Here is a 16,255-nt window from a genome sequence, read left to right as displayed (position 1 = left end):
CCCCCCCCCCCCCCCCCCCCCCCCCCCCCCCCCCCCCCCCCCCCCGCGGACCCTGTCGCGGTGCCGGGATCGGACATCGGTGCGGCGTCGGACGACCCCTCCCCTAGCCCCTCCCCCAAGGGGAGGGGGACTGCTGGACTTGGGGCGGAGAAGTCGGCCGGAAACGGGAAAACATGACGAATCATGACATTTCATGACACATGTTACAGGGCGCGCCCGCGGGCGCCGGTCCGGCGTCGAGGGCGGTTCCGGGCGGTCGCCGGCCGGTCCGGGGGCGCATCCCCGCCCGTATTCCCGCCCCGGCGCCCGCCCGATCCCGCGCTACTGGACGAGCGGCGAGTCCGCGGCGGCGATGTCGAAGCCGGTGATGCGGGCGTCGCCGGCGAGCAGCTGGACATACTGGCGGAAGGCGCGGCGCCAGGACGCCTCCTGCAGATAGTCGGCGACCTTGCCGGCGACCGCCTCGTAGGGCAGCGCCCGGCCCGCCACGCGCTTGTCGACGCGCACGACATGGACGCCGTAGCGCGTCCTGACCGGGACCGGCGAGATCTGCCCCTCCTCCAGGTTGAACAGGAAGGTTTCCATCTCCGGCACCGTATCGCCGCGCGACAGCTGGCCGAGCCGGCCGTCATTGTGCCGCGAATCGCAGGCCGAATGCGCCTGCGCCAGCTCGCCGAACCGCTCCGGCGCGGCGGCCAACAGGCCGATCAGCTCCGCGGCCTGCGCTTCGGCCCGGGCGCGCCGGTCTTCGTCGTCGGGCGCGGCGGCCAGCAGGATGTGCGCCGCCTCGACCAGGTCGGCGCTGTGGAAGCGCGCCGGGTTGTTGTCGTAGTAGCGGCGGCACTCGGCCTCGGCCGGCGCCGGAACGTCGACCTCGCGCTCGATCACGGCCTGGACCGCCGCCGCCTCGTCCGCCTCGTCCGCCGCGTCGATGCCGAGCGCGCGCGCCCGGTCGAGCAGCAGGGCCCGGATGACCAGCCATTCGGCCGCGGCGTGGCGGGCGGCGGCGACATTCTCCGCCGGGTGATACTGCATCTCGCGCAGGATCGCGTCCTCGTCGATGCAGCGATCGTTGACGCGGATCGCGGTCGCGGGCGGATCGGTCGTTATCGGACCGGCCGTGTTCGAATCGGGCGTGTTCGAATCGGGCGCGGCCGGATCGGGCATGGTCGAATCAGTCCCGGGCGCGTCAGGCGGCACGGCGGCCTTCCCGGGTGCGCACCACCTGGTAGCCGCGCCGCCCGAGATAGCCGACCGGCGCGCTCCAGATATGGACCAGGCGGCTGAACGGGAAGACCAGGAAGACGGTGACGCCGAGGAAGATGTGCAGCTGGTAGATCCAGTGGACGTCGGCGACATAGTCCGCCGCGTCGGCCTGGAAGGTGACGATCTTCTGCGCCCACAGCGACAGGGCGACCATGATCTCGCCGCCCTCCCGGTGCGCCCAGGAGAAGGGGATGGTCGCCATGCCGAGCACGAGCTGGACCCACAGCAGGGCCAGGATCGCGATATCCATGACGCTCGACGTCCGGCGGATGCGCTGGTCGGCGAGGCGCCGGTGCAGCAGCATGGAAAGGCCGATGAAGCAGACGATGCCGAAGATGCCGCCGGCGACGATCGCCAGCATCTGCTTGGCGCCGGAGCTGAGGCCGACGGCGTGGTAGATCTCCTTCGGCGTCAGCAGGCCGACGAGATGGCCGAGGAACAGCATCAGGATGCCGACATGGAACAGCACGCTGCCCATGATGAGCTGCCGGCGCCGCAGCAGCTGGCTCGATCCGCTGCGCCAGGTGTATTGCTCGCGGTCGAAGCGGATCAGGCTGCCGGCCAGGAACACCGTGGCCGCGAAATAGGGGTAGTAGCCGAAGACGAGGATATGGAACCAGTCGCCCATGATCATGCTCCGTCCTGCCGGGGCGGATGCGGGTGCGGGTCTGCCGCAAGCTCCGCCATGCGGTTGAGGGTGTCGCGCGCCGCGGCGCAGCCGCCGTCCGGGGCTCCGGCCGGGGCGCCATCGAAGGCCGGCGCCTCCTCCCATTCCTTGTCGAGGTCGGCGGCTTCCTCTTCGGGCGGCCTGTCCCGTTCCAGGAGGCTGTCGACGGCGGCGCGGTCGGGTTTCCGGGCGGCCAGTTCCTCGAGCGCCCGGAAGACCCCGGCATAGTCGCTGCCGCGCCGCTCCAGCCGGATGCGGATCGCGGCGAGAATATGGGCCACGTCCGACAGCAGATCCGCCGCCTCGTGCGGCTCGACCAGGGAGAGGAATTCGAGGAACAGCGGCAGATAGTCGGGCAGTTCGTTCGACTCGATGCTGTAGCCGTGCGCCTCGTAATGCGCCGCCAGGTTGACCATCGCCTGGCCGCGGTCGCGGGATTCGCCGTGGATATGCTCGAACAGGTGCAGGGACAGGCTGCGCGACCGGTCGAACAGGCCGACATAGGCCTCCTGCGCGCTCAGCAGGTCGCCGAGGGTCAGCTGCGCCGCCAGCCGGTCGAGCGCCGCCGCGGCCTGCCGGGACAGGCGCGCCTCCGCCTTGACCAGGGCGGCGACCTCGCCCGCCGCCTCGGCCAGTTCGGCAGAGGGATAGTGCAGCAGGGCCGCCAGTGCCCGGTAGGTCTTCATCGGCCGGCCTTCATCTGCGGATCCTCATCGGGGGGCCTTCATCGGGGTGCGCCGGCCCGGTCCGCCCGGCCGCCGGCGCTCGGCCCGACCCGGACCTCGTGGCTGAACAGGTCGAGCTTGCCGCTGCCGCCGCTGCAGCCGTCGCCGAAGCTGAAGCCGCACTCGCCGCGCAGGTCGAAGGCCTCCTCGGCATATTCGCGGTGGGTCGTCGGGATCACGAACCGGTCCTCGAAGTTCGCGATCGCCATGGTCTGGTACATGTCCTCGATATCGGTCTCGGTGAGCCCGACCTGCTCGAGGACGCGAATTTCGCGCGCGCCGTCGACATGTTTGGCCCGCATGTAGGCCCGCATGGCGAGCATCCGCTCCAGGGCCAGTTTGACCGGCGCCTCGTCGCCCGCGGTCAGCATGTTGGCGAGGTACCGGAGCGGGATGCGCAACTGCGACACGTCCGGAATGGCGCCGTTCAAGCCCAGCGCACCGGCCTCGGCTGCCGACTGAATCGGCGAGAGCGGCGGCACGTACCAGACCATCGGCAGGGTGCGGTATTCCGGATGGAGCGGGAAGGCGACCTTCCAGTCCATCGCCATGCGCCAGACCGGCGAGCGCTGCGCCGCGTCGATCCAGGCCTGGGGCACCCCGTCTTCCAGCGCCTGCCGGATAACGGCCGGATCGAACGGGTCGAGGAAGATGTCGAGCTGCGCCTGGTACAGGTCCTGCGGATCTTCCGCCGCCGCGGCCTCCTCGATCCGGTCGGCGTCGTACATCAGCACGCCGAGATAGCGGATGCGCCCGACGCAGGTTTCCGAACAGACCGTCGGCTGCCCCGCCTCAATCCGCGGGTAGCAGAAGATGCACTTCTCCGACTTCCCGGAGCGCCAGTTGTAGTAGATCTTCTTGTAGGGGCAGGCGGAGACGCACATGCGCCAGCCGCGGCACTTGTCCTGGTCGATCAGGACGATGCCGTCCTCTTCGCGCTTGTAGATCGCGCCCGACGGGCAGGCCGCGACGCAGCTCGGGTTCAGGCAGTGCTCGCACAGCCGCGGCAGGTACATCATGAAGGTGTTTTCGAACTGGCCGTAGATGTCCTTTTCGAGCGCCTCGAAATTCACGTCCTTGCTGCGCTTGGAGAATTCGCCGCCGAGGATTTCCTCCCAGTTCGGACCCCATTTCACCTTGTCCATCCGCTCGCCGCTGATCAGCGAGCGCGGCCGCGCCGTGGGCGGCGCCTGGGATTCGGGCGCGTTGTGCAGATGCTCGTAGTCGAAGGTGAAGGGCTCGTAATAGTCGTCGATCTGCGGCATGTCCGGATTGGCGAATATCTTCGCCAGGATGCGCAGCTTGCCGCCCATCTTCGGCACGATGCGGCCGTTCTTCTTGCGCACCCAGCCGCCGTTCCAGACCTCCTGGTTCTCCCATTCCTTGGGATAGCCGACGCCGGGCTTGGTCTCGACATTGTTGAACCAGACGTATTCCATGCCCTCGCGGCTGGTCCAGACATTCTTGCAGGTCACCGAGCAGGTGTGGCAGCCGATGCACTTGTCGAGGTTCAGGACCTTGCCGATCTGCGCGCGAATCTTCATTCCGCCGCCTCCATCGCCGATTCCATGGCCGATTCCATGGCAGGGCCCCGGTAGGGGCCTTCCAGCCAGTCGACCGTCTGCATCTTGCGCACGATCACGAACTCGTCGCGGTTCGAGCCGACGGTGCCGTAGTAGTTGAAGCCGTAGGATTGCTGGGCGTAGCCGCCGACCATGTGGGTCGGCTTGACGGTGGCGCGGGTGACCGAGTTGTGGATGCCGCCGCGCGACCCCGTCACCTCGCTGCCCGGCACGTTCACGATCTTCTCCTGGGCGTGATACATCAGCGTCATGCCCTCCGGCACCCGCTGGCTCACGACTGCGCGGGCGACCAGGGCCCCGTTCGCATTGTAGGCCTCGATCCAGTCATTGTCCTCGATGCCGGCTTTGCCGGCGTCGATTTCGCTGATCCACACGATCGGCCCGCCGCGCGACAGGGTCAGCATCAGCAGGTTGTCGGTGTAGGTGCTGTGGATGCCCCATTTCTGGTGCGGCGTGATGAAATTCAGCACGACCTGCGGACTGCCATTGTCCTTGTCGTCGATGATCGGCCGGATCGTCTTCGTATCGATCGGCGGCTTGTACACGCACAGCTGTTCGCCGAAGGCGCGCATCCAGAGATGATCCTGGTAGAGCTGCTGCCGCCCGCTCAGCGTGCGCCAGGGGATCAGTTCGTGGACGTTGGTGTAGCCGGCGGTGTAGGTGACGTTTTCCGCCTCGACGCCGGACCAGGTCGGCGAGGAGATGATCTTGCGCGGCTGCGCCTGCAGATCGCGGAAGCGCAGCTTGTCTTCCTCGCGCGCCGCCGCCAGGTGCTCGTGCTCGCGGCCGGTAGCCTTGCCCAGCGCCGCCCACGCCTTGACCGCGACATGACCGTTGGTCTCCGGGGCCAGCGCCAGGACGACCTCGGTCGCGTCGATATCGGTCTCGATCTTCGGCAGGCCCTTCGAGACGCCGTCCTCGCGCACCTCGCCGTTCAGCCGCTTGAGGAATTCGACCTCGTTCTCGGTGTTCCAGCTGATGCCCTTGCCGCCGTTGCCGGCCTTCGACATCAGCGGACCGAGCGCGGTGAATTTCTTGTAGGTGCTCGGATAGTCGCGCTCGACCACGACCATGTTCGGCATGGTCTTGCCCGGAACGGCTTCGCATTCGCCCTTCTTCCAATCCCTGACATCGGTCGCCTGCGCCAGTTCCATCGGTGTGTCGTGCAGGGTCGGCACCAGCACGAGGTCGCGCTCCGTGCCCAGTTCCCCTTCGGCGACCTCGGAGAATTTCTTCGCGATGCCCTTGAATATCTCCCAGTCGCTGCGCGTCTCCCACACCGGGTCGACCGCGGCGGAAAGCGGGTGGATGAAGGGGTGCATATCCGACGTGTTGAGATCGTTCTTCTCGTACCAGGTCGCCGTCGGCAGGACGATGTCCGAGTAGAGGCAGGTCGTCGACATGCGGAAGTCGAGCGTCACCAGCAGGTCGAGCTTGCCTTCCGGCGCGGCGTCGTGCCAGGCGACCTCGACCGGTTTTCGGTCGCCCGATTCGCCGAGTTCCTTGCCCTGCACGCCGTGCTGGGTGCCCAGCAGGTGCTTCAGGAAATATTCATGGCCCTTGCCGCTCGACCCGAGAAGGTTGGAGCGCCAGACGAACAGGTTGCGCGGCCAGTTCGCCGGATTGTCCGGATCTTCGCAGGACAGGCGCAATGTCCCGGCCTTGAGCCCGTCGACCGCTGCTGCCACCGGATCGCCATCGCCGGTCGCACGGGTCACTTCCAGCGGGTTGGTTTCCAGCTGCGGGGCGGAAGGCAGCCAGCCCATCCGCTCCGACCGGACGTTGAAGTCGACCAGGCTCAGCGACTCCCAATCGCCTTCTGGCGCCAACGGCGAGACGATTTCGTCGACGGCCAGCTTCTCGTAGCGCCACTGGTCGGTGTGGCTGTACCAGAACGAGGTGCTGTTCATCTGCCGCGGCGGGCGGTTCCAGTCGAGGGCGAAGGCGAGCGGCAGCCAGCCGGTCTGAGGCCGCAGCTTCTCCTGTCCGACATAATGCGACCAGCCCCCGCCGGGTTTGCCGACGCAGCCGCACATCACCAGCATGTTGATGATGCCGCGGTAGATCATGTCCATGTGGTACCAGTGGTTGAGCGCGGCGCCGACGATGACCATCGAGCGGCCCTCTGTCTTGTGCGCGTTCTCCGCGAACTGGCGTGCCACGGAGATCACCTTGTCCCGGGCGACGCCGGTGATGCGCTCCTGCCACGCCGGAGTGTAGGGCACGTCGTCGTCGTAGGACTCGGCGACATTCCCGCCGCCGAGCCCGCGATCGAGCCCGTAATTCGCGACGAACAGATCGTAGACCGAAGCGACCGGCGTCGCGCCGTTCAGCGTCTCGACCGTCTTCACCGGCACGTTGCGCCACAGCACGTCGTCATGGTCCGTGCCGGCGAAATGATCGTGCTGCGCGTTGCCGAAATAGGGGAAGCCGACCGGAGCGATATCGTCCCTGATGTCGATCAGGCTCAGGCGCAGTTTCGTCTCCGCGCCGTCGGCGCCGTCCTTTTCCTCGATGTTCCACTTGCCGGTTTCGCCCCAGCGGAAGCCGATCGAGCCGACCGGGCAGACCAGCGCGTCGCCCCGGGCCTCGTCGACCGCGACGGTCTTCCACTCGGGATTGTTGGATTGCCCGAGCGCGCCGGGCACGTCGGAGGCGCGCAGCATGCGGTCCGGCACGTAGCCGTCCCCGGTTTTCCGCAAGGTCACCAGGAACGGCATGTCGGTGTAGCGCCGGCAATAGTCCTCGAAATACGCGCTCTTGCCGGTGAGGTGCCATTCCCTGAGGATCACATGGCCCATCGCCATTGCCAGCGCGGCATCTGTGCCCTGCTTGGGATTGAGCCAGATGTCGGCAAATTTCGACGCCTCGCTGTAGTCCGGTGTGACCGTCACCGTGGTCGCGCCCTTGTAGCGGACCTCGGTCATGAAATGGGCGTCGGGCGTGCGCGTCTGCGGCACGTTCGAGCCCCACATCATCAGGAAGGTGGAGTTGTACCAGTCCGCGCTTTCCGGCACGTCGGTCTGCTCGCCCCAGGTCTGCGGGCTCGACGGCGGCAGGTCGCAATACCAGTCGTAGAAGCTCATGCACACGCCGCCGATCAGCGACAAGTAACGCGAGCCCGCCGCGTAGGAGACCATAGACATGGCCGGGATCGGCGAGAAGCCGATCACCCGGTCCGGCCCGTGGGTCTTGATCGTGTAGACGTTGGCCGCCGCGACAATCTCGTTAACCTCGTCCCAGTCGGAACGGACGAAACCGCCCAGCCCGCGCACGCGCTGGTAGTCGGTGCGCCTGGCCGGGTCTTCGACGATCGATGCCCACGCCGCGACCGGCGCCATGGTCTTGCGCGCCTCGCGCCAGTGCCGGACCAGCCGGCTACGCACCAGCGGATATTTCAGCCTGTTGGCGCTGTAGATGTACCAGGAATAGCTGGCGCCCCGCGAGCAGCCGCGCGGTTCGTGGTTCGGCAGGTCCGGCCGGGTCCGCGGATAGTCGGTCTGCTGCGTTTCCCAGGTGATGATCCCGCCCTTGACGTAAATCTTCCAGCTGCACGAGCCGGTGCAGTTCACGCCATGGGTCGAGCGCACGATCTTGTCGTGCTGCCAGCGCGCCCGGTAGGAATCCTCCCAGTCGCGGTCCTCGTTGGTGACGATGCCGTGTCCGTCCGCGAAGGTATCGACGGTCTTCCTGAAGAAGGTCAGCCGGTCCAGGAAATGGCTCATCGGGTCCGTCTCCTTACGGGTTCTTCACATACGCATTCTTGCGCAGATAGAACCACCAGTTGATGCCGATACAAACCAAATAGAAGGCTGCGAAGCCGTAAAGGGCGTATTCCGGCGTGGTCGCCTTGATCTGCTCGCCGAACACCTTGGGGATGATGAAGGCGCCGTAGGCGGCGACTGCCGATGTCCAGCCCAGAACCGGGCCGGCCTGCACCTTGTCGAAGACAATGGCGATGGTGCGGAAGGTGGAGCCGTTGCCGATCCCGGTCGCGGCAAACAGGATCAGGAACAGGATCAGGAAAGGTACGAAATATTCTTCCGGCGTCGGCGAGGCGTAGGCGAGCGACAGGAAGTACGCGACGCCCAGCGCGCAGACGACCATGACGACGGAGATGATCTGCGTAACCAGCGCGCCGCCCAGGCGGTCGGAAATCATGCCGCCGATCGGGCGGATCAACGCGCCGATAAACGGCCCGGTCCAAGCATACATCAAGGCGCTCGGCCCGTTCGGGTTGACCGTCGTGTGGGTCATCACGCCGTCGACCTCGATATGCTGGAAGCCGAACACCACCTTGATCGCGAGGCCGAAGGCGGCGGCGTAACCGATGAAGGAACCGAAGGTCATCGTGTAGATGACCGTCATCGCCCAGGTGTGCTTGTTCTGGAAGATCGAGTATTGCTGGTCGAGGCTCTGGCGGATCGTGCCGGGAATGAGCCGCAAGGCGAATACCGTTGCAGCAATGACGAGAGGCAGGACGAGCCACTTGCTCAGTTCCAGGCCGGAGCCGCCGGCCTTCTCCGGCAGCAGCAGCCACAGTCCGATCGCCGCGGTAATCAGGCCGATCGCCAGCATGCCCAGGATCTTGCCGAAGGCAGCGACCGTCGAGCCGAGGCCCGGCGAGACATGGCTCGCAGTGATGTTGTTCATGCCGAACCATGCGGCGATCACCAGCGGAATCAGGATGGCGACCCAGATATAGCCTGCGTTGTGGATATAGGTCTCGGTCCCGGCGGGAATCTTGCCGACAAGGGTGCCCGAACTGTTCTCGAGAATCAGTGCGGAACCGCCGAAAACACCGATCGTCATCACCAGCGGCACCAGGATTTGCATTGTGGTGACGCCGAAATTGCCGAGGCCGGCATTCATGCCGAGCGAGTAACCCTGGACCTTCTTCGGATAGAAAAACGAGATGTTCGACATTGAGGAGGCGAAGTTGCCGCCGCCGAAGCCCGACAGCAGAGCCATGATCTGGAACTGCCACAGGGGCGTTGCTGGATCCTGCAGCAGGAAGCCCGTTCCCGCCGCCGGGAGGATTAACAGCGCCGTCGTCAGGAAAATCGTGTTGCGGCCGCCTGCAATGCGGATGAAGAAGGAGGAAGGGATACGCAGGGTCGCGCCGCTCAGTCCGGCGATCGCGGCAAGGGTGAATAGTTCCGCCTGGGAGAAGGGGAACTTCAGATTGATCATCTGAACCGTGATGATCCCCCAGTACAGCCACACCGCGAAGCCGCACAGCAGGCAGGGAATCGAGATCCAGAGGTTCCGCGTTGCGACACGCTTGCCTTCGGCTTGCCAGAAGGCGTCGTCCTCCGGATCCCAGGCCGCCAGGTTCTTGGCCATCTGATTCCCTCTCCGTTTCCTGTTGCCGTCCACGAAATGGCCGACGAGCCGGGATCCCTTACTGCGCGGAGGCCGGTGCCGGTTCCGGCTCGTTCGGAACGTCGCTGAGATAGCGCTCTTCGGCGAGCCCCGGATGGCGGCGGCGCTCCATGAGACGGATGGCGACGTGCATCCAGACCGTGCTCACCAGCACGATTGCGAACATCAGCATGAAGGAACTGGTCCAGACGCCGAACCAGTCGTTGAGAATGCCGAACGTGATCGGCAGGACGAAGCCGCCGAGGCCGCCGATCATGCCGACCAGCCCGCCGACGGAGCCGACATGGTGCGGGTAGTAGACCGGGATGTGTTTGTAAACGGCGGCCTTGCCGAGCGACATCACGAAACCGAGCAGCACGCTCAGGATGACGAAGACCGTCAGGCTGACTCCGAAGGTAAACTCGATCGGTCCTTCGATCCCCTGCACCGTGTACCGTGTGCTCGGGTAGCTCATGATGAACAGGCAGGCCAGCGACACGATGAAGGTCAGGTACATCACGAAGCGCGCGCCCCACTTGTCCGACATCCAGCCGCCGAGCGCGCGGAAGACCGAACCGGGCATGGAATAGGCCGCCGCCAGCATTCCGGCGGTGGCGAGCGACAGGTCGTAGGCGCCGACATAGAAGCGCGGCAGGTAGGACGCGAGCGCGACGAAGCCGCCGAACACGAAGAAATAATAGGTGGCAAAGCGCCAGACCTGCATGTTCTTGAGCGGTGCGAGCTGCTCTTTGGCCGAAACCGGCTTGAGCCCCTCGCGCTTGCGCGCCACCTCGGAGGGATCCGGCTTGGCCAGGAAGAAGAACGCGACGGCGGTCAGCGCGAGCACGACGGCATAGATCTGCGCGGTCTGTTCCCAGCCGAAGGCCAGCACCAGGAACGGCGCGCCGAAATTGGTGACTGCAGCGCCGACATTGCCGACGCCGAAAATGCCCAGGGCCGTGCCCTGATGCTGTTTCTCGAACCATTGAGACGTGTAGGCGATGCCGACGATGAACGACCCGCCGGCCAGCCCGACACCGAGGGCCGCGATCAGGAACACCTCGTAGGTCTGCACCTCGGACAGCAGCCAGCACGCGACTGCGGTCGCCAGCATCTGGATGGTGAAGACGAGGCGTCCGCCATATTGCTCCGTCCATACGCCCAGGAATATCCGGCTGACCGACCCGGTGAGGACCGGCGTTGCCACCAGAATGCCGAATTCTGTCTCCGACAGACCGAGATCCTGTTTGATCTTGACGCCGATGATCGAAAAGATCGTCCAGACGGCGAAACACACAGTGAAGGAGAAAGTACTCAGGCCGAGCGCACGGTAGCGGTCGCCCCCGGTTACCTCCGTCAGGTCGTGCATGGAACGAGGCTCCCCGAATTTGCGGCGACGCATTCGCGGCTTTCGCCGAACATTATGTGCCGCGGCCGGGGGAAAAAATGATCTAGATCAAGAGTCGATTTTTATCGCTGTGTTAAGTCCGCGATGTCCGGCTTGCCCGAACCTGACTGGCAGTTCCCCGGTGAACAGCGAGATCCTCAATCGGCTTGCCTCGATCGGCCCGTTTTCCGGTGTCTCCCGCGAAACGCTGGAGGCGGTTTTCCGCGACGCACGGGTCCGCCGCCTGCCCGCTGGCGCACTGGTTGCGGAACAGGGCGCAAGGCCGGCCTTTCTCGACGTGCTGCTCGAGGGAAATGTCGACCTGATCGGCAAGGGACCGGACGGGCGCGAGACCGTCGTCCAGTCCTGCGAACCGATGGATTGCTTCGTTCTGGCTGCGGTACTCACCGATGCGCCCAGCCTGGCGGGCGGGATCGCGGTCGCGCCGGTAGAGCTGGTGTCGATCCCCGCGCGAAGCGTCAGGGACGGCGCGGCGTCCGACCATCTCCTGGCCCTGAACCTGATGGGCGAACAGGCGCGGCAAGTCCGGACGATCATCCGCCGGATCAAGAACCTCAACCTGCGAAGCGCAACGCAGCGGCTGGGCTGTTATCTGATTTCCCAGTGCGACAGGACCGGCAGCATCGCGTTCGCGCTGCCGGTCCCCAAGCAGCAGCTGGCCGTTCAACTCGGCATGACCCCGGAAAGCGTATCCCGGGCATTCGCCGCACTGCGCGAATATGGCGTTTCGGTGTCCGGACGCACGGTGAAGCTCCGGAACCCGGACCTGGTGCGCGCCAATTGCGCGCCCGACCCGCTGATCGATCGCGACTGGCGCGAACCGCCGGCCGCTTGCGGCGACAGCCCGCCCGGTTGACCGCCGAAGGGACGGCCCCGGGCCTCCGATTCGGCGGCGCCGGGCCTGCAGGATCTCAGGCGGGCGGCGTGTAGCGCACCACCTGCTGCTCGATGGCGCCGAAAATGGAGGCGCCGGCGTCGTCGAACATCTCGACCCGGACGGTGTCGCCGAACGCCATGAACGGCGTGTTCGGCGCGCCGTGTTCAACGGTCTCGATGGCGCGGATTTCGGCGATGCAGGAATAGCCGTCCTTCGGGTCGACGTTGGAGACCGTGCCCGAGCCGACGATCGTGCCGGCGCCGAGCCGGCGGGTCTTCGCGGCGTGGGAGACCAGCCGCGGCAGGCTGAAATTCATGTCCACCCCGGCATTGGGCCGGCCGAATTCCCGGCCGTTCCAGTGTGTGACCAGCGGCAGATGGACCTTGCCGTCGCGCCAGGCGCCGCCGAGCTCGTCGAGGGTGACGGCGACCGGCGAAAAGGCCGTGCTGCCCTTGCCGTTGAGGAAGCCGAAGCCCTTGGCCAGTTCGGCCGGGATCAGGCCGCGCAGGCTGACATCGTTGAGGATCGCGGCGAGGCGGATGCGCCCGGCGCACCGCTCCGGACTCGCGCCCATCGGCGTGTCGTCTACGACCACGGCAACCTCGGATTCGAAGTCGATGCCGTAGCTCTCGCTCGCCATCGGGATGTCGTCGCGCGGGCCGTAGAAGGCGTCGCTCTCGGCCTGGTACATCAGCGGATCGTCGAGGAATTCCGGCGGCATGGACGCGCCGCGCGCCTTGCGCACCAAGGCAACGTGGTTGAGGTAGGCGCTGCCATCGACGAACTGGTAGGCGCGCGGCAGCGGCGAGGCGCAGGCCGCCGGGTCGAAGTCGAACGCGCCCGGCGCCCGGCCGGCGTTCAGGTCGTCGTACAGGCCGTGCAGCGGCGCTTCGGCCACCGCCCAGTCGTCCAGCGCCGCCTGCAGGGTCGGCGCGATGCCGCCCGCCCGCACGGCATAGGCCAGATCGCGCGAGACGACGACGAGCGTACCGTCCCGGCCGCCTTCCTTGAGCGTTCCGAGTTTCATGCGAAGGGCCCTTTCCGAGATGGACTGCGGCGCGGCCGGCGCAACAGGATGGCGCAAAAGGAGGCCGGGCCGGCGGCGCTATGCCTTCAACACGCCGCGGCGCAGCTGGTCAAGCTCGATGCTCTCGAACAGGGCCTGGAAGTTGCCCTCGCCGAAGCCATCGTCGCCCTTGCGCTGGATGACCTCGTAGAAGATCGGCCCGATGGCGTTTTCGGTGAAGATCTGGAGCAGCCGGCCGCCGTCTTCGGTCGGCGCGCCGTCGATCAGTATCTGCAGGCGCTTCAGCTCGTCGACCGGCTCGCCGTGGCCGGGCAGGCGCGCCTCGATGCCGTCGTAATAGGTGTCCGGCGTCGCCATGAAATCGGTGCCGCGGGCGCGCATGGCCTCGACCGTCCGGTAGATGTCGGCGGTCGACAGCGCGATATGCTGGATACCCTCGCCGTTATAGGCCTCGAGATATTCGGCGATCTGGCTCTTGTCGTCGGAGCTTTCGTTGATCGGGATGCGGATTTGGCCGCACGGGCTGGTCATGGCGCGGGATTTGAGGCCGGTCAGCTTGCCCTCGATATCGAAATATTTGATCTCGCGGAAGTTGAACAGCCGTTCGTAGAAGGCCGCCCAGCTGTCCATCCGGCCACGGTGGACGTTGTGGGTGAGATGGTCGACCGCCTCGAAGCCGACGCCGTCGTGATCGAGCGACCCGTCGATCTCGAAATCGACATCGTAGATCGTCCCGCCCGCCCCGTAGCGGTCGACAAGGTAGATCAGCGAGCCGCCGATGCCCTTGATCGACGGGATGTTCAGCTCCATCGGTCCGGCCTGGTCCGGCCCCGGCTCGGCGCCGAGATCGAGGGCGCGTTGCCAGGCCTTCACGGCATCCTTCACGCGGAAGGCCATGGCGCAGACCGAGGGGCCGTGTACCCGGGCGAAGGATTGGGCGAAGCTGTCCGGCTCGGCGTTCAGGATGAAGTTCACGTCGCCCTGGCGGTAGAGGGTGACATCCTTGTGCCTGTGCCGCGCGGCGGCGCGGAAACCCATGCGCTCGAACAGGCCGGCGAGCGCCTGCGGGTCCGGCGCCGTGTATTCGACGAATTCGAAGCCGTCCGTGCCCATCGGGTTGCCCGTCGGATAGCTCCCATCGCTGCCGCCATTGCCGGCGGGTCGTGTTGCCCCGGACATGAATCCGCTCCCTTGATTTCCTCCGGAAACCATATTAGTTTCATTTGAAACTAAATCAAGAGGAAAACATGGCCGGTCCCGCTGTACCCCGGCGCCTCGATCTCGAAGCCTACCTGCCTTACCGCCTGTCGATCCTGTCGAATACGGTCTCCGGCGCAATCGCGGCGATCTACGAAGTGCGCCACGGCCTGTCGGTTGCCGACTGGCGTCTGATGGCGGTCCTGGGCATGGACCCGGACCGGCCGCTGACCCAGACGGCGCTCTGCGCCCGCACCCGGATGGACAAGGTGCAGGTCAGTCGGGCCGTCAAGCGGCTGCTCGATTTCGGTTATATCGCGCGCGAGGTCGACGCAGCCGACCGCCGCCGGGCCCACCTGCGGCTGACCGCCGGCGGCCGCACGGTATACGGCGAGGTCGCCCCGGCCACCCTGGAATGGGAACGGGAATTGCTGTCGCGGCTGACCCCGGCCGAGGCGGCGATCCTCGATACGGTCATCGCCCGCCTGCAGCAGGTCGCGGACGAGATGGCCGCCGGTTCCTGACTGGCGAAGGGCCGGCCTCAGGCGCGATCGGCGATCGCTTCGATTTCGTGCTCTTCCGGGAAGCGGCCGGTCGCCTTCTTGGAAAAGACCGGTTCGCCGTCGAGGCTGATCTCGAACACGCCGTTCCCGCCCTTGACCAGTTCGACCTCGGCGCCATCGATTCGGGAGAACCTGTCGCTCACACGGAGCGCGCGCGGCTCGTAGTTTCAAACGACGCAGTATTCGATCCTGAACTTCATCCGATTCTCCTGTCGCGGGCCCGTCGCGGGCGGCCGCTGCCGCGCGGCGACTATACAGGGCGCCCACCCGGCAGGCCAGCGCCCCGCACCCATATCGGCGGGTGTCATGGAATGTCATGATTCGTCATGTTTCCCGTTTCCACTCTTCCTGCCGCCCCGGATCGGTGCTGCACTCCGTCCGGGGAAGCCCATGGGAGATGGCGGGGCGTCATGAAATGTCATGATTCGTCATGTTCGGCTTTCGCGCCGTCCCGTTCGCCCGCGTCCGTCATTCCGACCGGAGCCGCCCATCGGACGGCGGAGTGAAGGAAACTCGTCGCGGGATTCTTGTGCCCATTCGATGGATTGAGCCGAGATCCCTCCACGCGCTGCGCTCGGTCGGCATGACGCGGAGGAAGAGCGTCCGATCGGGATGACGGAAGAGAAGGTCGCGATGTGTCATGAAATGTCAGGATTCATTGCAGGACCGGGGGTATCCGGCCATTTTGGTAATTTTTCATAATATAGGGTTTATTCCAAATATTCAAGATCGCCGTTCATTTTTTTTCAGGAACCGGCGGCAAGGCGCATCGTGGGACGAGGCGCGTTCTTGCGGCGGCACGCGGCGGCGCGCTAGGGTCCGCGCCAGTCCGGGAGACCGGCCGTCCGGCTTCGCCGCGGCGTCGCCCGGGAATCAGGCTGCCAAATCCGGAAGGGAGGATCCCGATGAAGCTCTACTACGATCCGCGTACCGTGAACTGCCGCAAGGTCGTCGCCGGTTTCAAGCATATGGGCGTCGCGTTCGACTCCGAGGATGTCGACTATTTCACGCAAGGCCAGCAGTCGCCGGATTACATGGCGATCAACCCCAACGCCGCCCTGCCCGCGCTGGTCGACGGCGATCTCAAGCTCTGGGAATCCAACGCGATCCTGCAATACGGCGCGGACAAGGTCGGCGCCGAAGGGGCCTATCCGAGCGACCTGGCGACGCGGGCGGACGTCAACCGCTGGCTGCTCTGGGAATCGAGCGCCTGGTTCCCGACCTGCTACGTCTACCTGGTCGAGAATGTGGTGAAGCCGATCCTCGAAGCGGAGCCGGACCAGGCGATCCTCGACGGCGAGGGGCCGAATTTCCACAAGCATGCAGCGATTCTCGACGACCGGCTCGACGGGCAGGACTGGCTGTGCGGGACGCCGGAGCCGACGATCGCCGATATCGCGGTCGCGTCGCCGATGCACCTGCACCAGTATCAGCAGCTCCCGCTCGGCGAGCATCCGAACCTCAGCGCATGGATGGGCCGAATGGAGGCGCTGCCGGCCTGGGAAAGCACCGACGTTGCGCCGCTGCTCGGGCTGGCATAGTCCGTAGCAACGGGCCGCCGGCGATGGAAATATCGCC

13 protein-coding genes are annotated in these 16,255 nt (G+C 66.0%); 3 read left to right on the top strand and 10 right to left on the bottom strand.

The window, feature by feature from the left end:
- Nucleotides 1–321: 321 nt before the first annotated feature.
- From OXM58_16930 to OXM58_16900, 7 genes are read right to left on the bottom strand one after another with little or no spacing between them, the layout of a single operon-like run.
- Nucleotides 322–1,167, bottom strand: a complete 846-nt coding sequence (locus OXM58_16930) for a peptidylprolyl isomerase (GenBank protein MDE0150049.1) — start codon at nucleotides 1,165–1,167, stop codon at nucleotides 322–324.
- A 22-nt stretch (nucleotides 1,168–1,189) separates the two neighbouring features.
- Nucleotides 1,190–1,894, bottom strand: a complete 705-nt coding sequence (gene narI, locus OXM58_16925) for a respiratory nitrate reductase subunit gamma (GenBank protein ID MDE0150048.1) — start codon at nucleotides 1,892–1,894, stop codon at nucleotides 1,190–1,192.
- A gap of 2 nt (nucleotides 1,895–1,896) precedes the next feature.
- Entirely contained in the window at nucleotides 1,897–2,619 is a 723-nt protein-coding gene (gene narJ / locus OXM58_16920) for a nitrate reductase molybdenum cofactor assembly chaperone (GenBank protein ID MDE0150047.1), read from the bottom strand.
- Nucleotides 2,620–2,657: 38 nt separating this feature from the next.
- The gene (gene narH / locus OXM58_16915; protein MDE0150046.1) at nucleotides 2,658–4,202 is read right to left on the bottom strand and encodes a nitrate reductase subunit beta; all 1,545 of its coding nucleotides are present in this window, start codon (nucleotides 4,200–4,202) and stop codon (nucleotides 2,658–2,660) included.
- A complete protein-coding gene (locus OXM58_16910) occupies nucleotides 4,199–7,966 on the bottom strand; it encodes a nitrate reductase subunit alpha (GenBank protein MDE0150045.1) in 3,768 nt (1,255 codons plus the stop codon). The genes narH and OXM58_16910 overlap by 4 nt, the downstream gene beginning before the upstream one ends.
- 13 nt (nucleotides 7,967–7,979) lie before the next feature.
- Nucleotides 7,980–9,620: a hypothetical protein gene (locus OXM58_16905; GenBank protein ID MDE0150044.1), complete on the bottom strand. Its 1,641-nt coding sequence runs from the start codon at nucleotides 9,618–9,620 to the stop codon at nucleotides 7,980–7,982.
- A gap of 25 nt (nucleotides 9,621–9,645) precedes the next feature.
- Nucleotides 9,646–10,974: a NarK/NasA family nitrate transporter gene (locus OXM58_16900; protein MDE0150043.1), complete on the bottom strand. Its 1,329-nt coding sequence runs from the start codon at nucleotides 10,972–10,974 to the stop codon at nucleotides 9,646–9,648.
- Nucleotides 10,975–11,134: 160 nt separating this feature from the next.
- Between OXM58_16900 and OXM58_16895 the strand changes: the two genes are divergently transcribed.
- A complete protein-coding gene (locus OXM58_16895; GenBank protein ID MDE0150042.1) occupies nucleotides 11,135–11,869 on the top strand; it encodes a helix-turn-helix domain-containing protein in 735 nt (244 codons plus the stop codon).
- 55 nt (nucleotides 11,870–11,924) lie between these two features.
- Here OXM58_16895 and OXM58_16890 read toward each other — a convergent pair whose 3' ends face one another.
- On the bottom strand, nucleotides 11,925–12,917 hold the full coding sequence (locus tag OXM58_16890) for a fumarylacetoacetate hydrolase family protein (protein MDE0150041.1): 993 nt from the start codon (nucleotides 12,915–12,917) through the stop codon (nucleotides 11,925–11,927).
- A 78-nt stretch (nucleotides 12,918–12,995) separates the two neighbouring features.
- The gene (gene hppD, locus OXM58_16885; GenBank protein MDE0150040.1) at nucleotides 12,996–14,096 is read right to left on the bottom strand and encodes a 4-hydroxyphenylpyruvate dioxygenase; all 1,101 of its coding nucleotides are present in this window, start codon (nucleotides 14,094–14,096) and stop codon (nucleotides 12,996–12,998) included.
- 68 nt (nucleotides 14,097–14,164) lie between these two features.
- Here hppD and OXM58_16880 point away from each other — a divergent pair, with 68 nt between their 5' ends.
- Entirely contained in the window at nucleotides 14,165–14,638 is a 474-nt protein-coding gene (locus OXM58_16880) for a MarR family winged helix-turn-helix transcriptional regulator (GenBank protein MDE0150039.1), read from the top strand.
- Nucleotides 14,639–14,655: 17 nt separating this feature from the next.
- Here the strand turns inward: OXM58_16880 and OXM58_16875 are convergent, their stop codons facing one another.
- Nucleotides 14,656–14,820 (bottom strand): Rdx family protein, encoded by a 165-nt coding sequence (locus OXM58_16875; GenBank protein MDE0150038.1) that lies wholly within the window; start codon nucleotides 14,818–14,820, stop codon nucleotides 14,656–14,658.
- Between the two features lie 762 nt (nucleotides 14,821–15,582).
- Between OXM58_16875 and OXM58_16870 the strand changes: the two genes are divergently transcribed.
- Nucleotides 15,583–16,218, top strand: coding sequence for a glutathione S-transferase family protein (locus OXM58_16870; GenBank protein ID MDE0150037.1), 636 nt, complete (start codon nucleotides 15,583–15,585; stop codon nucleotides 16,216–16,218).
- Nucleotides 16,219–16,255: the final 37 nt, after the last annotated feature.

The organism is Rhodospirillaceae bacterium, assembly GCA_028819475.1.
Lineage (GTDB): Bacteria > Pseudomonadota > Alphaproteobacteria > Bin65 > Bin65 > Bin65.
Note: the sequence above shows the minus strand (reverse complement) of the source record. Positions and strands in the feature narration are given on the sequence as shown.

Bases quoted from the DNA above. Each gene is read 5' to 3' on its own strand.
- narI (MDE0150048.1), bottom strand. From the start codon at position 1,894: ATGGGCGACTGGTTCCATATCCTCGTCTTCGGCTACTACCCCTATTTC.
- OXM58_16910 (MDE0150045.1), bottom strand. From the start codon at position 7,966: ATGAGCCATTTCCTGGACCGGCTGACCTTCTTCAGGAAGACCGTCGAT.
- narJ (MDE0150047.1), bottom strand. From the start codon at position 2,619: ATGAAGACCTACCGGGCACTGGCGGCCCTGCTGCACTATCCCTCTGCC.
- OXM58_16870 (MDE0150037.1), top strand. From the start codon at position 15,583: ATGAAGCTCTACTACGATCCGCGTACCGTGAACTGCCGCAAGGTCGTC.
- OXM58_16880 (MDE0150039.1), top strand. From the start codon at position 14,165: ATGGCCGGTCCCGCTGTACCCCGGCGCCTCGATCTCGAAGCCTACCTG.
- narH (MDE0150046.1), bottom strand. From the start codon at position 4,202: ATGAAGATTCGCGCGCAGATCGGCAAGGTCCTGAACCTCGACAAGTGC.
- OXM58_16900 (MDE0150043.1), bottom strand. From the start codon at position 10,974: ATGCACGACCTGACGGAGGTAACCGGGGGCGACCGCTACCGTGCGCTC.
- OXM58_16890 (MDE0150041.1), bottom strand. From the start codon at position 12,917: ATGAAACTCGGAACGCTCAAGGAAGGCGGCCGGGACGGTACGCTCGTC.
- OXM58_16930 (MDE0150049.1), bottom strand. From the start codon at position 1,167: ATGCCCGATCCGGCCGCGCCCGATTCGAACACGCCCGATTCGAACACG.
- hppD (MDE0150040.1), bottom strand. From the start codon at position 14,096: ATGTCCGGGGCAACACGACCCGCCGGCAATGGCGGCAGCGATGGGAGC.